At 46.6% G+C, this 19394-nt stretch carries 18 protein-coding genes; 6 read left to right on the top strand and 12 right to left on the bottom strand.

The window, feature by feature from the left end:
- Positions 1-133 precede the first annotated feature (133 nt).
- The 4 genes from RIG27_RS21725 to RIG27_RS21710 all read right to left on the bottom strand — a co-directional run bounded on the left by RIG27_RS21725 (position 134) and on the right by RIG27_RS21710 (position 1406).
- Complete coding sequence (locus RIG27_RS21725) at positions 134-262, bottom strand: hypothetical protein (protein ID WP_446348596.1); 129 nt, start codon at positions 260-262, stop codon at positions 134-136.
- A gap of 69 nt (positions 263-331) precedes the next feature.
- Positions 332-547, bottom strand: coding sequence for a 30S ribosomal protein S18 (gene rpsR, locus RIG27_RS21720; protein WP_446340974.1), 216 nt, complete (start codon positions 545-547; stop codon positions 332-334).
- Positions 548-611: 64 nt separating this feature from the next.
- Positions 612-806, bottom strand: coding sequence for a 50S ribosomal protein L33 (gene rpmG, locus RIG27_RS21715; RefSeq protein ID WP_446340975.1), 195 nt, complete (start codon positions 804-806; stop codon positions 612-614).
- A gap of 54 nt (positions 807-860) precedes the next feature.
- Positions 861-1406, bottom strand: a complete 546-nt coding sequence (locus RIG27_RS21710) for an RDD family protein (protein ID WP_446340976.1) — start codon at positions 1404-1406, stop codon at positions 861-863.
- On the opposite strand from RIG27_RS21710, the gene RIG27_RS21705 reads away from it, so the two are divergent.
- The gene (locus tag RIG27_RS21705) at positions 1405-1539 is read left to right on the top strand and encodes a hypothetical protein (RefSeq protein ID WP_446348594.1); all 135 of its coding nucleotides are present in this window, start codon (positions 1405-1407) and stop codon (positions 1537-1539) included. The two genes, RIG27_RS21710 and RIG27_RS21705, sit on opposite strands and share 2 nt — an antisense overlap.
- Positions 1540-1689: 150 nt before the next feature.
- Here RIG27_RS21705 and RIG27_RS21700 read toward each other — a convergent pair whose 3' ends face one another.
- A complete protein-coding gene (locus tag RIG27_RS21700; RefSeq protein WP_446340977.1) occupies positions 1690-2106 on the bottom strand; it encodes a hypothetical protein in 417 nt (138 codons plus the stop codon).
- A 302-nt stretch (positions 2107-2408) separates the two neighbouring features.
- On the opposite strand from RIG27_RS21700, the gene RIG27_RS21695 reads away from it, so the two are divergent.
- Entirely contained in the window at positions 2409-2603 is a 195-nt protein-coding gene (locus tag RIG27_RS21695) for a hypothetical protein (protein ID WP_446348592.1), read from the top strand.
- A gap of 70 nt (positions 2604-2673) precedes the next feature.
- On the opposite strand, the gene RIG27_RS21690 is transcribed toward RIG27_RS21695, so the two are convergent.
- The 4 genes from RIG27_RS21690 to RIG27_RS21675 all read right to left on the bottom strand — a co-directional run bounded on the left by RIG27_RS21690 (position 2674) and on the right by RIG27_RS21675 (position 5488).
- Complete coding sequence (locus RIG27_RS21690) at positions 2674-3087, bottom strand: hypothetical protein (protein ID WP_446348590.1); 414 nt, start codon at positions 3085-3087, stop codon at positions 2674-2676.
- 202 nt (positions 3088-3289) lie between these two features.
- A complete protein-coding gene (locus tag RIG27_RS21685; protein ID WP_446348588.1) occupies positions 3290-3466 on the bottom strand; it encodes a hypothetical protein in 177 nt (58 codons plus the stop codon).
- A gap of 41 nt (positions 3467-3507) precedes the next feature.
- Positions 3508-3825, bottom strand: a complete 318-nt coding sequence (locus RIG27_RS21680) for a DUF6156 family protein (RefSeq protein WP_446340981.1) — start codon at positions 3823-3825, stop codon at positions 3508-3510.
- Between the two features lie 160 nt (positions 3826-3985).
- Positions 3986-5488 (bottom strand): eCIS core domain-containing protein, encoded by a 1503-nt coding sequence (locus tag RIG27_RS21675; RefSeq protein WP_446348586.1) that lies wholly within the window; start codon positions 5486-5488, stop codon positions 3986-3988.
- 383 nt (positions 5489-5871) lie between these two features.
- Between RIG27_RS21675 and RIG27_RS21670 the strand changes: the two genes are divergently transcribed.
- Positions 5872-7983 carry an ATP-binding protein gene (locus RIG27_RS21670; protein WP_446348584.1) on the top strand — a complete coding sequence of 704 codons (2112 nt, stop codon included), beginning with the start codon at positions 5872-5874 and terminating at the stop codon, positions 7981-7983.
- A gap of 1087 nt (positions 7984-9070) precedes the next feature.
- Here the strand turns inward: RIG27_RS21670 and RIG27_RS21665 are convergent.
- From RIG27_RS21665 to RIG27_RS21655, 3 genes are all read right to left on the bottom strand, one after another.
- Positions 9071-13933 carry a WD40 domain-containing protein gene (locus RIG27_RS21665; protein WP_446348582.1) on the bottom strand — a complete coding sequence of 1621 codons (4863 nt, stop codon included), beginning with the start codon at positions 13931-13933 and terminating at the stop codon, positions 9071-9073.
- Positions 13934-14386: 453 nt separating this feature from the next.
- Positions 14387-15715 (bottom strand): P-loop NTPase fold protein, encoded by a 1329-nt coding sequence (locus RIG27_RS21660; protein WP_446348581.1) that lies wholly within the window; start codon positions 15713-15715, stop codon positions 14387-14389.
- Positions 15716-15825: 110 nt separating this feature from the next.
- Positions 15826-16005 carry a hypothetical protein gene (locus RIG27_RS21655; protein WP_446348579.1) on the bottom strand — a complete coding sequence of 60 codons (180 nt, stop codon included), beginning with the start codon at positions 16003-16005 and terminating at the stop codon, positions 15826-15828.
- Here RIG27_RS21655 and RIG27_RS21650 point away from each other — a divergent pair.
- From RIG27_RS21650 to thiD, 3 genes are all read left to right on the top strand, one after another.
- A complete protein-coding gene (locus RIG27_RS21650; RefSeq protein WP_446348577.1) occupies positions 15992-16816 on the top strand; it encodes a cell division protein FtsQ/DivIB in 825 nt (274 codons plus the stop codon). The two genes, RIG27_RS21655 and RIG27_RS21650, sit on opposite strands and share 14 nt — an antisense overlap.
- 190 nt (positions 16817-17006) lie before the next feature.
- The gene (gene ftsZ, locus RIG27_RS21645) at positions 17007-18275 is read left to right on the top strand and encodes a cell division protein FtsZ (RefSeq protein WP_446348575.1); all 1269 of its coding nucleotides are present in this window, start codon (positions 17007-17009) and stop codon (positions 18273-18275) included.
- A 139-nt stretch (positions 18276-18414) separates the two neighbouring features.
- A complete protein-coding gene (gene thiD, locus RIG27_RS21640) occupies positions 18415-19215 on the top strand; it encodes a bifunctional hydroxymethylpyrimidine kinase/phosphomethylpyrimidine kinase (RefSeq protein WP_446348573.1) in 801 nt (266 codons plus the stop codon).
- Positions 19216-19394 lie beyond the last annotated feature (179 nt).

Raw genomic sequence — 19394 nt, 5'->3', positions numbered from 1 at the left:
CGACTACGTGTAGCCTGTTTCTGGACGGAACCCGCTATGCCAGGTTGTCTTGGTTCAATATACAGGAAGCGATTAGCTTTATTTGATTAACCTGTATCTTACTAAGGTAGTATATTCAAGCTGTATTGACCGCCTATCCATGCCAACACCAACCTGCACTCAGGTATGGTGTGGGGCTTCCGGCTAAGAAAGCTAAACCTAGTCTAACGGGTGATGGGATGATACCAAAATCATTAGACGGGGTATCAAAGGATTCAATCATTTGACACCACCGTTTAGTCAGATATTGATTATCTCACCACGCCTCACCCTGAGCTTCTGTTAAGCCGCATCATCCCTCTTTGTTGACGAAAGGCAATAATGCTAAAAGGCGAGAGCGTTTAATAGATCGGGTCAATGCCCGTTGTTGTTGAGACGTTAGACCTGTAATCCGACGTGGCAGAATTTTACCGCGTTCGGTAATGAATTTGCGGAGTAATTCCACATCCTTGTAGTCAATGGGTTCTCCCGGCTTGATTGGAGAAAGACGTTTGCGAAAGTAGGTCATGGGCAGTTCTTAGGGGTTTGTGGTCATCAATTTCAGTTTATGATGCATTGCCATTGTTACATGGCTATTTAATTTCTTTATGCATCGTATGCTTATTGCAATGAGTGCAGAACTTTTTCAGTTCTAGCCGCCCTGTGGTATTGCGACGGTTTTTCATCGTGGTGTAGCGAGAGACACCATTTGTGCGCTTGTCTGGGTTCGTGCGACACTCTGTACATTCTAAGGTTATAACCAGTCTGACACCTTTCTTACTTGCCATAGTCTTACGTCTAGTAAACTAAATGAGGGCGTGAGTGAATTTAAACACAATCTCTTATTTTTGCATACGACGCCGGATTTGGGCAACCCATCGCTTTAGACGCAGATCCAGAGAGAACCCACGACGGGTTTGAATCACCAGGGTTTGGGCAATGCGATCATGAAACGCTTGCTGTTTTTCCGGTTCCGATAAAGCGATGCCACAATCTACCCCTAATGGTGCAATTAACAGCAGCATGGAGAGCAGCATGGAGATGCCATTCGCCAAAACGTTAAAGCCAAACATGGCTAAGAGCGCACAGACACCCAGAATGCCTTCTCGTTTGGTTAGTGTCAATAGTCCTGGAAGTTTGCCGTATTTGGCATCCAGCACTTTCATATCCAATGCCCAACGTCCTAAACTCTGACCCTGATTGCTCGATACCAATACGACCCGCATCCCTAACCACAGTGCCATAAACACTAACACTTGCAAAAAAGGATTTCCACCCGCCATCGAACTAACCAGCCAAACGGCGACAAAATCAATGAGGAAGGCATAGAACCGTCGCTCTATTGGCACTTGAGGAAAGCGCTTGTGTATTGGTTCAAGTTCATACATGGTTAGGGTTAAGTTTAGGGCTGATGCAATCTTTTTTGATTTTAGCGGATTTGGCGAAGGGCAATCGTTAGGTCAAAAGCAAGCTACGTCATTCGTCATTCGTCATTCGTCATTTGTTTATGTAAGGGTTTGAGGTCTATTTACATAAACTTAATGTAGTTGAGTTTATGTAAATAGCTGACTTGACTTTGGCTTAACTACTTCCTGTTTATTTGAGCTTAAGTTTACCCGAATACCCTAATGAATAACACTCAGCTCAGATTTTTTGGATAAATTCTTGTTTCTATGGTTCAATTTCCTGACGCAATCGTCTAATTATACTGGCACGACTAATAATTGTCGCCATGCCGTTTTCACTATGCACAAACACTTTACCTGAAAAAAGATTACGCAACGCTGGACGTTGATACACCACAAAATCATCACTTTCTGATTTAGGTTCAAAATCCATATCAGACAAGGTTTTATTTAGGGTTTTAGTAAAGGCTTTTTTGTTCTTAAACTCTAGAGAAAGAGTCACGCTGCGATTGAAGTAAGCCCCCACTAATCCGGCGACCAAACCCAGCGTAATACCGTAACGATACGGAAGGGGTTGAGTTAAACTTAGACCTAGCACTTGCGAGGCTAAGACAGCCACAACCAGAGTCATCCCTGTAAAGTAATAATAGAAGGTTGCCCAAAAACCAGGACCAAGCTGCATATAATAACCTCTAGAAATTTAAGTCAGGATACAATTATTTATCACAGGTTCCGGATTGTCAAGATTGAGACGATAAAGTAGGCGACTATAATGGTCGCGTATTTAATTCGGTGCGTACATCTTATCCTTATCGTTTAAGTCATAAGAAAGGGTTGAATTTGATACATTTGAGTATTCACTCTAATCACACCATAAGTTTATTGCTATTGTCTTTTACTCTCGGTGATTGCAGGATTTTTATAAGTATCAATGTGGTCTAAACGAGCTATAAAATCAAATCTTCAGTACGTTGTCGAATTCCAATGTTGAGGAGTTATACAATTATAGTCAATCAGAAAGAGAAAATCAGAAAATCAGCGCGATCGCGACAATTAGCCTACTCTTTCATGCTGACGATGGTTGGGGGGTTTCCAGGTATGGATTCCTCCCAGGAAAGTGAGAAGGTATGGTGCGATCGCACAAACGCTATTTTATTGATCGTAGTTGACTTACTGTGATAGGCGATCAGGATAAGCTGGTGATAGAGACGCGATCGCAGTATCAGTCTTGAAATCTAGTAAGTTCTTGTCAGTTATCCATGAATGCTCGATAGCGGTCCCAGTACCGATCGACAGCGATCTCCAGCTCTCCGAACGGAAAATCCGCGCCGTGGGCTTCTTGGAGGGCAACAAAAAAGTCGAGAATCGCGCCACCTTCGGCGGGGGTCAGGCTGTCGAAGCGCTCGTGGAAAATGGCTAGTGGAGTACCGGAATCGAACCATTCGATCTGCTGCTTACGGAGCAGCTCCGTCATGTCGTCCGGCAAACCGAGACCGGACGGGAGCCTAGTAGCTCGATCAAGCGCTTCTACGACGTCTGTACGAGAGGGTTCGGTGAGTGCGCCTACGAGTTCGGAGACGAAGACGCTCAGAGATGCATAGGACTCCAGGGAAGCGTACAGGAAGGCTGGTAGGAAGTAACGGAATGCCTCCGGAGCAAGCATCCAGAGGTTGCCTTCGACCTCGGTTCAGAGATCGTACACCGAGAGTTCAGTGAACGTATTCGTAGCCAGGAGTTCGCGCAGGCGATCGCCGTCGTAGCTCACCGCCGGTCGCAAGATCTGAGTAGCTAGGGGTCGGGGGCGCAAGGCGAACGTATTGAATAAGCGAGCTTTGAGGTTCTTGTCTGGAGGGACTTGCATGTCATTAAATGGTTGTCGGGTTCTCGGGCGAGATCTGGTCGAGGAGCAGAAAAATTACCGCCATCACTGCTGCGGCGCTTGCTGCGACGGCGGTTGCTCCGGCTACTGCAATGATAGCCTTCACGAGTACGATAATCGCTGCGATGAGTGCAACCACTGCTGCGATGACTAGCACTGCCATGGCTGCCGCTGCGACGACCTCTCTAGCGCGTTCGACGACTATTATTTTATAATTCGCCCTTGGCGGTCAAAGTTCTGAACAGTTCGTGAACCGTCAGATTTTATCATAACACGAGTTTTTATATTTCCATTATCCCAGTATGAATATTCATCTTTCCAATTTAATTGACCATCCAGATATTTCTCAAATCGTTCTAGTTGGTTGTTGCTGTTGTAGTAACCGACATAATAAGACTTTCGCTGTTGTGCCTCTTCCTTAGAAATTGGTTCTTCAGGTATAAAAGGAATCTGGTATGATTGCCAGCTACCAAAATATTTAGGGGTTAAAGAAGTAGAGGAATTTGAATTAACTTCTGGCATAGTTTGACCGGGGGAATAAGAGAGTGTACATGTATATAAGCTACTTATGATGATGAACACAAGCAGCCACATCAGGGGTTTTATCAGTGTGATCAACATAATGTCTAGGTTCTAGAATTTAGAATCTAAGATGTGTACTTGGTCTATTTATTTAAACGGATCACGGCTCCACTAAACCTACTGTACTCATCAGACTTTTCTGGAAGGTATGGCAGTTTTGACCCCAGCCGAACGTCCATCGCCACTCTCCGCTGTAGCTTGATGCAAAACTTCGGATTTCTGCTTTAACCTGGGTATCTGTCTTTGAGTTGATCAACTTGGGATGGAAGGTATCACTTGCAGAATCTCCATGATGGGGATCAGTGGTTGCCGTACCCCCAAAACTTGTAATTCCATTAAGTTCTCCGTCAACTCCAGTTAATGTTTCCCATAGTCCACTCACAGGATATTTGGGCCACCATCCATAACTTTCAGAACCGTCCACTTCTGTCCACCAATGTCCATATTTATCGTCTCCTGTGAGAGCAATATTCTTCCGTTTCATGGTTATAAATTTAAGCGTTCTTGATGTTGATGTTTTAGTCTTTTTGGATTGAAGAGTATCGCTCCTCAGCATAGCTTGTAGCTTGTCCTGCTCAGTAGATAAATTGATTTGACTGCCATCTATTTTAGGTTGAACTTTAGAGCCATTCTGCTGCTCCACATGCACCAACTCATGCGCCGTCAACTCATTATTTCCTGGAGATTTCCCCGCCCCAAAATAAACATCACTTCCATGAGTAAACGCCTGAGCGCCCAACTCCCGATTCATCTGCACCGCTTCACTACCCGTATGCACCCGCACCCCACTAAAATCAGCACCAAAGCGCGGTTCCATAAACCCTCTCACGCCCTCCGATAACGGAGAACCCGCACCCTTAGACGCATTCAAGCGACTCTCTAAATCCCCAGATGCTTGATTTCCGTCTATTTGAGCTGCCCGTTGCAGCATCTGGCGCATTTGCACACGCGGATCAATCAGCCTTTGTACCACAGGTGTAATGGACTGCGCTCGTTGCCATATCTGCTTGGGATTATTGGTTTCCAACTGACGCTGAACTGACGCTGAACTATCCGCAGGCGCTGACATTGACATCACCTGAGACGCTACTCGGTCAGCTTCTTGCTCGTAGGGATCTCCAGTTTCTCCTACCGTCAACTTTGTTTGAATGCCAATTTCCTCTAAGTCTTTTCCTGCTTCTCCCGCCTGTTCTTTCTCTTCTTTGGCACAATCAGCACATTGGCGTTGAATCGGGTTCTCTGAGACTGGGGCAAAAGCTCCTTTTAGTTGGGAAGCAGGGCTTTGTGGTATGGGTGGAGGGGCATCAAACGTTGGTGCCCATGGTGATTCAGATTTACGTTGTAGCGTTGACCCTGAGCGAAGCCGAAGGGTTGACTCTTCGGCTTGCTCCTGTTCCTTAGCTTGGATTCCTCGCATCACATTCGCGGTGAGTCTATCGGCTGATGCTCTCTTATACTCCCCGATTTCTTGGGATGGGGCAGATGACGGGTTTGACTTGGGTTGAATTGAAAAATGTCCCATTTTACCTGGACTTTTACCCTTTTTCTGTACCGTGGTTGGAGTCCAGGATGAATTTTTCTTTTGTACAGGTTTATACTCCATGATGCCGCCTCAGTTGCCCGATAATGTTAAGGATTGGAGCCGATTTCCTCAAGAATCCTGGGTGATAGTCTGATCTGCTAATGCCTGCCCGTTCCGAGAAAACGCCGGATAGCGGCTTGACCCAAGATATCTTGATGTGTGGCTAAATTATAAACTATTTTGTCTAAACCGAATTCAAGCGGAAATATGTTTTAACATAAGAGCCAGAAAACGGGAGCAAGGGGAGAGACTGTTGAGTTTTGCGGTAAGCGTTAGCGTAGCCATGCCCGAAGGGCTATAGCTATCCCAGAGGGAATCGCTCTTCCCAACCTACTTAATTATTACCTGCTTTCACGCTCTCAACCAACGATAAACTTTAACACCATTAAAACCTATAAACCTATATGGATATTCCCACACCCATCACCTGGTATCAAGCCAACTTTCAGTATCTCCAGATAGCCGTTAATCAAGTTCGTCAGGTTTTGGAAGATTACCTCGCTGACCAGCAAAATCATCCCAACTTAGCCAAATTAGAAACAACGTTATCCCCAGAAGCAGCAGCGATTCTCGAATACGCGCCGCCAGCCTTGGATAAACTCTGCGCTTTATTTAACCTTTCCCAATTTGACCGCTATATTCTCTTATTATGCGTTGGCATGGAGTTAGATAGTGAGTTTGAAAAATTATGTGTCAAAATTAACGGCGATCCTAAACGCAATTATCCGACGCTTAATTTAGCACTATCCACGTTTAGCCAGACTCATTTGGGCATTCTTTCCTCCCAATCTCCGTTACACCACTGGGAACTGGTTGAAATGGTGGAAGGATTATTTTTTACTCAATCACCTCTACGGATTAATCGGCGGATTCTTTGTTATCTGTTGAGTGAACCTTGCATGGATAAAGACTTGGCAGGTATCCTTTTGCCTGTACCGCCTTCATCTTCCACTCCTCTCCCCCCTTCGCATCAAAAAATCGCTGACCAAATTATCACCACTTGGTCTAAGTATTTAGTAACATCTGACCCTCCTGTTGTTCAGTTATGTGGGTCAGATATAGGGGCAAAGCAATCCATTGCTACCGTCATTTGTAGTGCATTAGGGCGGAATCTTCAGATGATATCAGCGTCTGTTCTTCCCTTTAATCCCAATGAACTGTATCAGTTGATGCAACGGTGTTTCCGGGAAGCTTTATTAACCCACAGTTTTTTGTTCCTCAATGGCGATGAGATGAATCCAGGTGATCCTCGGCGAGAATGGGCAATTGCTGAGTTTGTTGAACAATTAGAAGTGCCGTTAATTTTCAGCACCCAGGAACGACAACCCCAACGCCAACGCCCGATGATTACTTTAGATGTGGGTCAACTGAGTCATGCTGAACAACGAGATATCTGGAAATCCCATCTCGGTTCACTGACAACAGAACTGAATGGACAAATTGATACCCTAGTCTCCCAATTTAATCTCAACGTCGCCGCGATTCAAGCCGCCTGTTTATCGCTGAATAGTACGGACTATACGCCTACACCACCGGATGAACAGCCGGATAACGAACAAAACGATAAGAAACCAGCAAAAACCGCCTCATCCTCAACCCGCCGTCGCTCATCAAAAACTCAAAAGTCTCAACCTAGAATAGAAAATCCCTTATCTCCCCTGCAAACTCATTTATGGGATTTCTGTAAGACTCAAGCGCGTCCCCGTTTAGATGATTTGGCGCAACGGATTGATGCTGTCGCCACTTGGGAGGAGTTGATTCTACCAGAACGAGAAAAAGCTACATTACAGGAGATTTCGGCTCATGTGCGACAACGAGCGAAGGTTTATCAAGAATGGGGATTCGCGGGAAAAGGAGGACGTGGATTAGGGATTAGCGCTCTTTTTTCCGGACCGAGTGGAACGGGAAAAACCATGGCGGCGGACGTATTGGCAAAGGAGTTACGCCTTGACCTTTATCGGATTGATTTGAGTGCGGTGGTGAGTAAATATATTGGTGAAACGGAGAAGAATTTGCGGCGCATATTTGATGCAGCAGAAACCAGTGGGGCAATTTTACTCTTTGATGAAGCAGATGCTTTGTTTGGCAAACGAACGCAAGTGAAAGATTCTCATGATCGCCATGCGAATGTGGAAGTGAGTTATTTATTGCAACGGATGGAAGCCTATCAGGGATTAGCGATTTTGACGACAAATCTGCTCGACGCTTTAGATCAAGCGTTTATGCGTCGAATTAATTTTTCAGTGAAGTTTCCCTTTCCCGATGCCCCAGAACGAGCCGAAATTTGGCAGCGCATTTTTCCAAAAGAGACACCGACAAATAAGTTAGATATGCAAAAGTTAGGTAAACTAAATATGGCGGGGGGAAATATCCGTAATATTGCCTTAAATGCGGCGTTTATCGCGGCGGATGCGGGAGAGTCTGTGATGATGAAACATCTTTTACAAGCGACGAAAAGCGAATCTCTTAAGTTGGGTAAAATTTTAACGGATTCCGAAATTAGGGGCTGGGTTTAAGACTTAACTCCAAGCGCCGATGTACCCGGAATTCACCATCAGCGATATCCGAGTCATACGACTGTTGATGATTTGATGACGGCGCAGACAAAATGTCAAAAGCCGTAATCAGCAGGCTCGGGAAAGTGAAGCAAATGGTCAATTGTAGGGGCGGGTTTAGGAACTAGCGCTAGCTTGTTACTAATCAATGAACAACAAAACCAGCCCTATTCAGAAATATAGCACTACGCATTCAGGTTAGGACAATAAAATTGAGTGAAAAGGCAACAGGCAACATCAGCGATATCCGAGTCATACGACTGTTGATGATTTGATGACGGCGCAGACAAAATGTCAAAAGCCGTAATCAGCAGGCTGGGAAAAGTGAAGCAAATGGTCAATTGTAGGGGCGGGTTTAGGAACTAGCACTAGCTTGTTACTAATCAATGCACAACCAAACCCGCCCTATTCAGAAATATCGCACTACGCATTCATACCAAGTTGCAGTCTAAGGTAGAATCTGTCATGCTGAGCAGAATGCAGTGAAACGGAATGACGCTCGCGCATTTGTCCAGATTCTTCGCTTCGCTCAGAATGACATGATAGAACGCAACTTGATATCAGGTTAGGATAATAACATTGAGTGAAAAGGCAACAGGCAACAGGCAACAGGGAAATGTCCTAACGTATCTTCGTAGTGCTATAAGTAAACGATATTCAACCTAAAAGACTTAACTCCAAGCGCCGATGTACCCGGAATTCACCATCAGCGATATCCGAGTCATACGACTGTTGATGATTTGATGACGGCGCAGACAAAATGTCAAACGCTGTAATCAGCAGGCTGGGAAAAGTGAAGCAAAGGGTCAATTGTAGGGGCGGGTTTAGGAACAACAAAACCCGCCCTATTCAGAAATAACCTTGATCAAAACCGGGGATGCTGGGTAGAATAAGTTACCCTTTTTAAGGAGCGCATCAATTTCGATTGCTGGACTGTTCGAGTGAGCAAGTACTGCAGTTTCTGACGTTATACCCAGATGCTACAGCTATTCTCAATTCACGGTTTTCAACGATAAATTATAACATTAGCTAGGCGAAATCATTTGTTTCATTTTTCACGGGCAATGGGTTGGCAAAGCTCACGGTTACTCTGTTTAACATCGGGATTATGATCAAGATAATCTTGGAGCCAATTACAACTTTTGGCTAACAGTTCCTCCAAATCTAAATTCCAAACAATTGCCGTATTATCTTCAGTGCCGACAGCTAATGCCTGACCATCCTGACTCCAACTCACACTCGTGACACGCCCCTCCTCGGCTTCCCAGGTTTTCACTAAAGTGTCATCTAGTCGCCAGATTTGTACCCGATTATCCCAGCTTGTGGTTGCCAGAATATTTCCTCTAGGACTAAACTCAACCCGTGCCACACTATCCGTAGACCCTTTCAGAGTTGTTTGCAGTTCACCCTGGCGATTCCAGAGTTTTACGGTATTGTCATAACTGGCTGACGCTAATAACTGGGAGTCGGCGGAGAAGCTGACATCTAACACCCAATTACTATGACCTTTCAACGTTTTCACCAATTGTCCCTGACGATTCCAGAGTTTGACGGTTTGGTCATCACTAGCTGATGCTAATATCTGACCATCGGGACTAAAAGTTACCCCATTGACGCGGGATTGATGTCCTTTTAAGGTTTTAATCAAAACTCCATCTCGTGTCCAAAGTTTAATCGTTTTATCTCGACTGGCGGAGACAAGGGTTTGCGAATCAGGACTAAAACTGACATCCAACACCCAATCCTGATGACTGTTCAATACCTTAATCAACTCTCCCTCTCGATTCCACAGCCGAATCGTACCATCTCGACTGGCTGAGGCAAGGCGTTCCCCGTCAGGACTAAAGCTAACACGATAAATTCGCTCGGTATGTCCGGTTAAGGTGTGCAAGAGTTGACCAAAACGATCCCAAATTTTGACAGTTTTATCGTTACTCGCCGTAGCTATTCGTTCTCCATTGGCAGAAAAGGTCACATCTCGCACATCATCATCATGCCCGCGTAAAATGAGCTGAGACTGTTGCCGCAGTTCCCAAAGTTTGATGGTTTTATCATAACTGGCAGAAGCAATGACGACGGGAGTTGCTAATGCGTCTGCGGTTTTTTTTGCTTGTTTTGTGGGACTAAAACTAACAGCGGTTACTCTATCGCTATGTCCTTTAAAGGTTTTCAGTAATTTACCATCACGATTCCACAGTCTTACCGTATTATCGGCACTTGCTGCTGCAATCAACTGACTGTCAGCGCTGAAGGTTACGTTCAATACCCAGTGTTCCGGTTGGGAGAGGGTTTTAATGAGTTGACCCTGAGTATCCCACAGTTTCACGGTGCGATCATCGCTAGCTGAGGCAATGAATTGACCATCGGGACTAAACGCCACACTGTTAACCTTACCCTGATGTCCGGTGAGAGTTTTCCATAGTTGACCGTCTTTTGTCCACAATTTGATGGTTTGATCGCTTCCGGCTGACGCTAGCATCTCACCATTGGGACTAAAGCTAACCCACTGCGCTGCTTTTTTATGGGCGGAAAGGGTATGAATTAACTCGCCATCCACTCGCCACAGGCTCACCGTACCATCCGCACCTGTGGAGGCTAGGTGTTCACCGTCTGGACTAAAGCTAACGCTATAAACATAACCGTCATGCCCTGTCAACGTTTGGACAAGGGTGCCATCTTGACGCCACAGCTTGACTGTACCATCCCAACTACTGGATGCAATTAGCTGACTATCTGGACTAAAGGAAACACTGGTAATGCTATCTTGATGCCCTTGCAGAGTCGTGACTAATGTACCATCAGGACGCCACAATTTTACCGTGCGATCGCGGCTGGCTGAGGCAATCAGTTCTCCATCCGGGGAAAAGCTGACATCCCAGACGATATCACTATGTCCTTCTAACCGATTTCGCTCGGTTACGGAGTCTACGGCTTGAGAGAGGGCGGCAATCACTTGCAGGTGGGTATCGGGTTTAACCCCGACAGCACCCTGCTTAAGCTGTCTTGCGCCTCTGAGCGCTTCCAGCAGCGCATCAAACTCTTTTCCAGAAGCAAATAGGGCTTCTGAGGAAGCACTAATCGCCGCTAGTTGGGCATTAAACGTTAGAGTCGCGGCGCGTCGGCGTTGCACCTCAGCCCGCCATCCTAATCCCCCAGCCGTAACCGCTAGCACTGCCATCGCTGTACCGACTGCGATCGCACGGAGTCGCTGTTTGCGAACTCGTAAGAGTTCCATCTGACTGTGCTTCAGCCGTGTCACCAGTGTCTGCTTACGGCGTTTTTTGTAATAGTGACGGATGGGGGCGACTAAGTAATCGTGAACCAGTTGATATCGATCCTCGGGTTCGTCTGGCAAGCGAAATAATAAGCCTGAGCCGACTAAAATCTCCAGAATTAGAGAAAGTGAGGATGGCGATTTGACAAGGGAGGGGGATGGTGTATGTCCCATATCTAAGTCTTTTGTCCCCGATTCCAACTCAATTTGAGTTTTCAGGGGACGAGTCCCTCGGTCATCTGTCAGTGAAAATAAGACTTGCCAAACTGTCTCTTGATTTTCAGATCCACAATCAGCAATAGCATTCAAGAGCCAGCGTTCGACTAAAGTGGCTTTCGGATTCGTGCCTAAGGCTTGGTATTGCGCCAGAGTGGTAATTTTTTCCGTTTGCAGTTGCATCCCCACCACCTGTAATTCAATCAGTCGCACGCTTTCGGTGGGTGAGGCTAAATCTTGAACTAGGGCATCAATTAGGGCGTCGTCTAACTTAAACTGAGAACCTGAAGCCAGAGTGGAAATGACATTTTTCGCTTCCCGTGGGGACAAATCCCCCAAGTGGTAGCGAAGTTGTCGATCCAGAATATTGTTGTTAATCGCACTCAAATTCGTGTAACGTTCGCATTCAAGCAGGTAATGCAGGTAATCTTCCCGCAGGGATAAAATAACTTTGACAAAGGGAAGATTCAGACAATGTTCCAAAAATTCATAGAACTGGCGTCGCTGTTCTAATTCCGTACATACGAAAAAAAATTCTTCAAATTGATCGAAAATTAGCACGATCAGGATATTGCCATCAGCCGCCTGCTGTAATTGATTGACACAGGTTGCCAGTTGGCTCAGGGGTTGGGGATCTAACGCCGTATCCGATGAGGGATTAGAGGTACAGCCTAAGGCATGGTTGAGTTGTCGAGAAAACTCTGCTTGCCAATCGCTGTAGACTTTCTGCACCACGGGGATAACCTCTCTAGCGCTAATCGTGCGACTCTCTAAGGCAGGGACTAATCCAGCGTGAATCAAAGAACTTTTACCCACCCCAGAGGAACCATGAATCACCGTTAGTTTGTGATCATTGCGGCTGAGGCGTTCCAAGAGTCGATTTACATCCGGCAATCGCCCAGCCGCCGCTATTTCCAGGGGCGATAATTGGTGATCCTGTCGCCCAGAGAGTAAGGGGGCTGCACCCAGAAAGGTAAAAAAGCCATACTGTTGTTCGAGGGAGCGCTGTTTTTGCTTGAGTTCAAAGGCTCGTAGGTATTCCTGGTGATCGAAGTAGAGCGATCGCAGTTCTTGGAGAATGTCCAGATAAAGCTGGGGAGACTGATGGGCCGCTTTTGGCAGTAACCCCTCTACCGTTAACGCCGTCTCTAAATCCGCGATCGCCGCCGTTGATTCCCCTAGTTGACGCTGGGCTTTGGCACGGATCAGTAAGTACCATCCCTGATGCTGAGGTTGACATAAGTGAGACTGATCCAAAATATCTAACGCTGTTTGGACGAAGACTTTGGCATCCTCCCAGTTGGATTCTGCTAATGCCACCGCCGCCAAAAAACCATAAGCTTGGGGTAATTGAGCCGCATTGTCTTGGGTTTGAGACTGCGCCAACGACTGAAGTGCCAGCGCTTGTAAATCTGCCCAATTTTGCAGGTTTTGCAGCACTTCACCCAGTTGAATGGTTAAGTGGGCAACCCAATCCAAGCGTCCCGCCGTCGTAAAGGCGTCAATCCCCGCTTGCCAAAATTCTCTAGCTTTCTCCCAACTTCGATACTTGTGACTTGGGTGTAATTGAGCTTGACGACAATAACACCAACCCAGATGACACTGTAAGATGCCAATCCGTTCTAAGGATTGTTGATCAGCGCCATCGGAGACAGCACAGCGAATCTGTTGCCAAACATCTAGACTCCGTTGATACTGTTCCAGAGCTACCTCAATCAGGTCACGTTTAAAGGCATCTCTGGCTAAAATAAACTGCCATGTCGCATAGTGTGCAGGTTCTAGACTCACACCACGCCCCTGCAAATCCCGTAATGCGGATTCGAGTTCTTGACGACGCTGACATCCCGGCGACAACTTGAGCGCTTCATTGGACAAAAATTCACCGACACTTTTCTCTAAAAGCATGGTAAATAGTTCCTCAGTTGTGTGTTGCCATAATTCTAGTAATTCGGCGTTTGCCAGTTCAAATTTAATCGAGGTAGCCGCCCAACTCTTAAAATCAGGAGCAAATCGGGCTAATTTGTGGAGTAATTCATCAGTGACCCATAAAACGATAGGAAAGCTAAAACTTTTCGGAAATTCGTCGCGTACCTGATTGGTAGAGATTAAGACTGGATCAATTGCGGTCACAGATTCCAGACCAAATACGAGCAAGGCAGATAAGTCCTCTTTCGCGATCGCGTCTAGGATAACGGTATATAAGGTTTGACTGGATTCTTGAAGCACTAACTGTTTCAAGGTAATTCCTGTCAGCCCTTGGAGTTGCTGCCACATCGGTTGTTTGCAGCACTCATAGTTGCAGCGGACTAAAATCAGGGCAAATTGTCCTTCCGACAGGGTGATTGCCCGAGCCAGGGTAGATAGTGAACGCTCATTGGCTAAGACTATTTCTTCGGCTCTCTCTCTCTCTTTCTCCTTCATTCCTATCAAAATGTGACTACTCCTAGGTGGCTATCGTCGAGTAAGCTAGTGTTAATAAGGGACTTTAAATACAGAGGCTAAAAAACAGAAAACCAACCAATAAGACCTCTATTGGCTTCGGCGGATGGATCTGCTTTTTTGATGACAGATCTTTTATTAAAGCGTATCTTTGATAAGATAAAAGCTATTTATTGAGGAATTCAACCCACTTCTAAAATCACAACTTAGACGCAGACAATTTAACAATTTTCAATAGAATTAAACAGTGAGATCAACTGATAAAAATCGTGACAAAATTTTATAGTAAATGTGACTCAGATCACTGATTTGTCATTTGTCATTTGTCATTCGTCATTCGTCATTCGTCATTCGTCATTGGTTTGCTCCCCCAGCTCCCTCTGCTCCCTCTGCTCCCCCAGCTCCCTCTGCTCCCCCAGCTCCCCCAGATCCCCATCAAGCACTCACATCAGCAACCGATTTAAACCGAGCCGTCTCGGCTAAAGCCGGGTTGACTCCAAACCAACGACCCAAATCATCGCGGTATTCATAGACAAACATACTGCGTAGCAGAGTTTGATATTCTTTTTCCCCGCGAATGGACTGCTGCTGAACCACCTGAAAGAGTAACTGCCATTCCGCATCCTCAACCGCTAATGCCAGATCGTCCCGGTATCCCTTAATTACACTCTCTAAGCATTGGCGAGAAAAGGGTGGATCTTCTTGTTGCAAGCAGTTATACAGTAGTCCCAGTAAGTTGCGAATATGACCCCCACTAATCCGACAGATGCGATCCAGGGTTTCGGGACTATCAAAAACCTCTGGGATTAAATTTAAGCGCTCTTGGGGAGGAATCTGGGGAAACGCACGGGCTAAAACCAGTTGTCGGAGTAATGCCATTCCTTGAGGGAATTCACGACCATCTCGATACCAGATCGGCACCATAGGTAACACTTTGGGAGCCACACCCCCGCCCAAGCGATTCTTCAGGGTTTCATACTCGTTAGAGAACATCAGCGCTAAGGGGATAGTATAAACCAGATGACAGCGTAAACGTCGCAATTGAGAGCCGCGATCAATGAACAAGTACTCAGGCTGCGATCGCCCCGCGTGAACCGGTCGGGGATCAACCCGATCCAAGTTGTCTATAATGACGACTAACCCTTGTTTCCCTCGTTGTTTGAGCTTTTTAATCGCCGGTTCAATGATTTCAGTATTAATCGCCTGCAAAATCCCTTGAGTACGAGGCTCTAGGTGTTGTCTGATCTGTTCGCGCAATTGAGGACTATCTTTGGTTTTAGCAGTGACTTTGGCAATACCGACGGACAGTTCAGCCGCTACATCCACATCGATAGGCGTCTGTAAAAAATCATTAATCTCGTTGAAGAGTTTGTTAAAGTACCGGGGTTGGAGACGAATCCCGATCGCTTCGAGATTTTCACTCACCGACCGAGCGATACTGAGCAAAATATCGCTAATATCAACATCTGCCATGTCCAAGTCTTGAGATGACTCAAAATAGACAACGTGAAATTCTTCCGCCTCTAACTGAGCCTTCAAGCGAAACAATTCTGTAGACTTACCACAGCCAATATGTCCCGTGAAAAGTTGACAAGTCGGTTCATCTGGAGAAAGTCGTGCGATCGTGCGTCCTAAGGCTTGGATAATTTTGCCGCCCCGCACAGACGAAAAATTAATATAGTACTGACGATCCTCTGGATTGCCCATCACTAGAGTTTTAGCTGGGTTACAAGCTTTGAAAAAAGTAGGTAGATGCAGTTTCATAAAGCAAGACTCTTGAGTCACCTGATTCAAGTAGAGCGTAAATCATTGACCGAACCCTTATACGTAGGGGTAATACCCCCTTTAGGGTCTAATGGCTTGGATTTGATCCCTCAGGTAGAGTAGAGGGTGAAGGGGAGCTGGGGGAGCCGAGGGAGCTGGGGGAGCAAACCAATGACGAATGACGAATGACGAATGACGAATGACAAATGACAAATGACAAATGACGAATGACATAAGACAAATGACATAAGACAAATGACATAAGACAAATGACGAATGACGAATAACATTGCATCAGTTTCCCAAGCCCAAATCAGTAATCGGCGACAACAGCTAAAACGTGCCCGCCGAGTTAAATTTTTTCAGGCGCTGTGGCGATCGCTTATGGTAGGCGGTATGGCTAGCGGTTTGATTTGGGCGATTACCTTACCCGATTGGGTAATTCGCCAACCGGAACAAATTGACATTGAGGGCAATCAATTTCTCTCAACTCAGGCGATTCGATCGCTGCTTCCCTTATCCTATCCTCAGTTCCTCTGGCGAGTGGAACCCCAAGCGATCGCAGAGTCTCTTGAGAATACCGCACCCATTGCTGAAGCAACAGTAACTCGTCAACTCATGCCTCCGGGGTTGATCATTCAAGTGCAAGAGCGCCAGCCTGTTGCGATCGCCCAAGGGCAAACTCAGGCAACCTCAGAACCGGGCTTTTTGGATGAACGAGGCGTCTGGATGCCCCAGAGCAGCTATCGTTCTCTCAAAGCCAATGTCGAGTTACCCACGCTACAAGTGCGGGGTCAGAATGAACACTATCGTCCATACTGGTCGCAAGTGTATCAGGTCGTCCACCACTCTCCCGTCAAAATCCTGGAGATTGATTGGCGCAACCCAGCCAATTTAATCTTGAAAACCGAATTAGGAAATGTGCATTTAGGAGCTGATAGTTCCCAATTGGCGGAACAACTGGCAGTTTTGGATCGCATGAGACAATTACCCACTCAGCTTCAACCTAGTCAAATCGCCTATATTGATCTCAAAAACCCAGACCGTCCGGTGATTCAGATGAAGATGGCAAGTGAAACCTCTAAACCGGATCATGACTAACCGTGGCGGTAAGAGTGCTATAAAAGAAAATTCAGCTATGCCCATTGTCGTAACTCTTGAGGAGAGTACCCTTCAAGAGTCTTAACAACAACCTGGGGTATTCGTTGGTTTTTCAATCGACTTACCCTATAGTTGACTCAGATTGTTACATATAACTGATAAAGTTGATTATCAACCCTGACCTATTCCAATGACGCTTAATAGTAAACTAGGGCTTGTCCATCAAAACTCTCCGATAAAGCTGAATACCGATCTTTCAGTTGGAGCGGAGAATACCCATCCCTTCAGCAACTCTGGGTTGCAGTTTAGTCAACCCCATGATTATGATTCCAAAGGGATTCCCAGGGAAGACGCGAGGAGCGACAACATTTTGCCAGGTAGTGTTGCCAGAATTAAAGTTGTTGGTGTTGGTGGTGGAGGCGGCAATGCCGTCAACCGGATGATTGCCAGTGAAGTAGCTGGGATCGAGTTTTGGTCAATTAATACCGATTCTCAAGCCCTTTCCCAAAACTCCGCCGCCAAACGCTTGCAGGTGGGTCAAAAGTTGACACGGGGACTTGGTGCCGGTGGAAATCCAGCCATTGGTCAAAAAGCGGCAGAAGAATCTCGCGATGAAATTGCCCAAGCCCTAGCCGAGTCTGATTTGGTTTTTATTACAGCCGGGATGGGCGGCGGTACAGGAACGGGTGCGGCACCGATTGTGGCAGAAATTGCCAAAGAAATGGGCGCGTTAACGGTGGGCGTAGTAACTCGCCCGTTTACCTTTGAAGGGCGCCGCCGCACGTCTCAAGCGGAGGAAGGGATTGCCGCACTGCAAAGCCGAGTCGATACTCTAATCGTGATTCCCAATAATAAGCTGTTATCGGTGATTTCTGAACAAACACCGGTTCAAGATGCGTTTAGAGTTGCCGATGATATCCTGCGTCAAGGTGTACAAGGGATTTCAGATATTATCACCGTTCCAGGGTTAGTGAATGTCGATTTTGCTGATGTGCGAGCTGTTATGGCAGACGCGGGTTCAGCGTTAATGGGAATTGGTGTAGGTTCCGGTAAATCCCGTGCTAGAGAAGCGGCGGTGGCAGCGATTTCCTCGCCCCTGCTGGAGTCGTCGGTGGAAGGCGCTAGAGGGGTAGTTTTTAATATTACAGGGGGTGGTGATCTGACGCTACACGAAGTTAATGCGGCGGCGGAAACCATTTACGAGGTGGTTGATCCCAACGCCAATATCATTTTTGGGGCTGTGATTGATGACAGGATGCAAGGTGAAATTAGAATTACGGTGATTGCTACAGGATTTAGTGGTGAAGCACCACCGCCCCCACCTGTAAATGAAGTTCCCCGTTATACACGACCGATCACACCGAGACCTAATCCGCCAACTCCTGCACCAGAACCAAAAACTCGACCGGGACTAGATATTCCCGAATTTTTGCAACGGCGTCGTTTTCCCAGAAGCTAGTACGAGAAGGGAGGGGAGCTGAGGGAGCAGGGGAAGCTGGGGGAGCTGGGGAAGCAATGTAGAGACGTGCCATGGCGCGTCTGGAAGCTGGGGGAGTTAACTTAAAACGCTTACTGTTAATTGTTAACTGACAAAACTGATGCAAGTACCAGTAGCGCTGACAATAGCCGGATCAGATAGCGGCGGTGGGGCAGGAATTCAGGCAGATTTGAAAACTTATGCTTTTCACCGGGTTCATGGTGCGAGTGTCCTGACTTGTGTCACCGCCCAGAATACTCAAGGGGTCAACCGCGTTGATGCTTTGCCAGTCGCCGCCGTTGTTGCTCAAATTGAGGCAGTGGTGCGCGATATGGGGACTCAGGCGACCAAAACGGGTATGTTACTCAACGCCGAGATTATTAATGCTGTAGTGTCTCAGGTTAAGAGTTTCCAGCTTGAACCCCTGGTGGTTGATCCGGTGATGGTATCCCGCACCGGAGACCAACTGATTGATGATCAGGCGGTAACGTCTTTGCGAGAGGGGTTGATTCCTCTAGCGACGATAGTGACACCCAATCGTTATGAAGCGCAATTACTCAGCGGTTTAAAGATTCATACCCTGGATGATATGCGAGCAGCTGCTCAACGCATTTATAAACTAGGAGCAAAAGCTGTCTTAGTGAAAGGTGGTGCGATGACGGGTGATCTGTGTGGGGTCGATGTCTGGTTTGATGGTTCCCAGTTCTACACCCTGAAAACGACGTTGATTGAAACGAAGAATAATCACGGCACAGGTTGTACACTCAGTAGTGCGATCGCGGCGAATTTGGCTATAGGCAAAAACCCACTCACCGCCGTGCATCAGGCAAAGGAGTATGTGACAACAGCACTCCAGTACGCCCTCGATATTGGTCAAGGATATGGACCGGTGGGGCATTTTTTCCCATTATTACCCTGTTGATGACCGGAAATGCCAAGACGATGTCAACGACCCGCCGCTAACCGCTTCCAAAAACCTAGTCATATCTGCTCACAAGTAAACAAACCTAGGCAAAACTCAACGGTATAAGTTTCTTCAAGCGCTTGTTTTTAGTGCCCTGCCGCTTCCCTGTTGAGGGTCAACACCGAGCGAAGCCGAGG

This window comes from Coleofasciculus sp. F4-SAH-05 (assembly GCF_040222985.1).
Taxonomy (GTDB): Bacteria; Cyanobacteriota; Cyanobacteriia; order Cyanobacteriales; family Coleofasciculaceae; genus Coleofasciculus; species Coleofasciculus chthonoplastes.
Note: the sequence above shows the minus strand (reverse complement) of the source record. Positions and strands in the feature narration are given on the sequence as shown.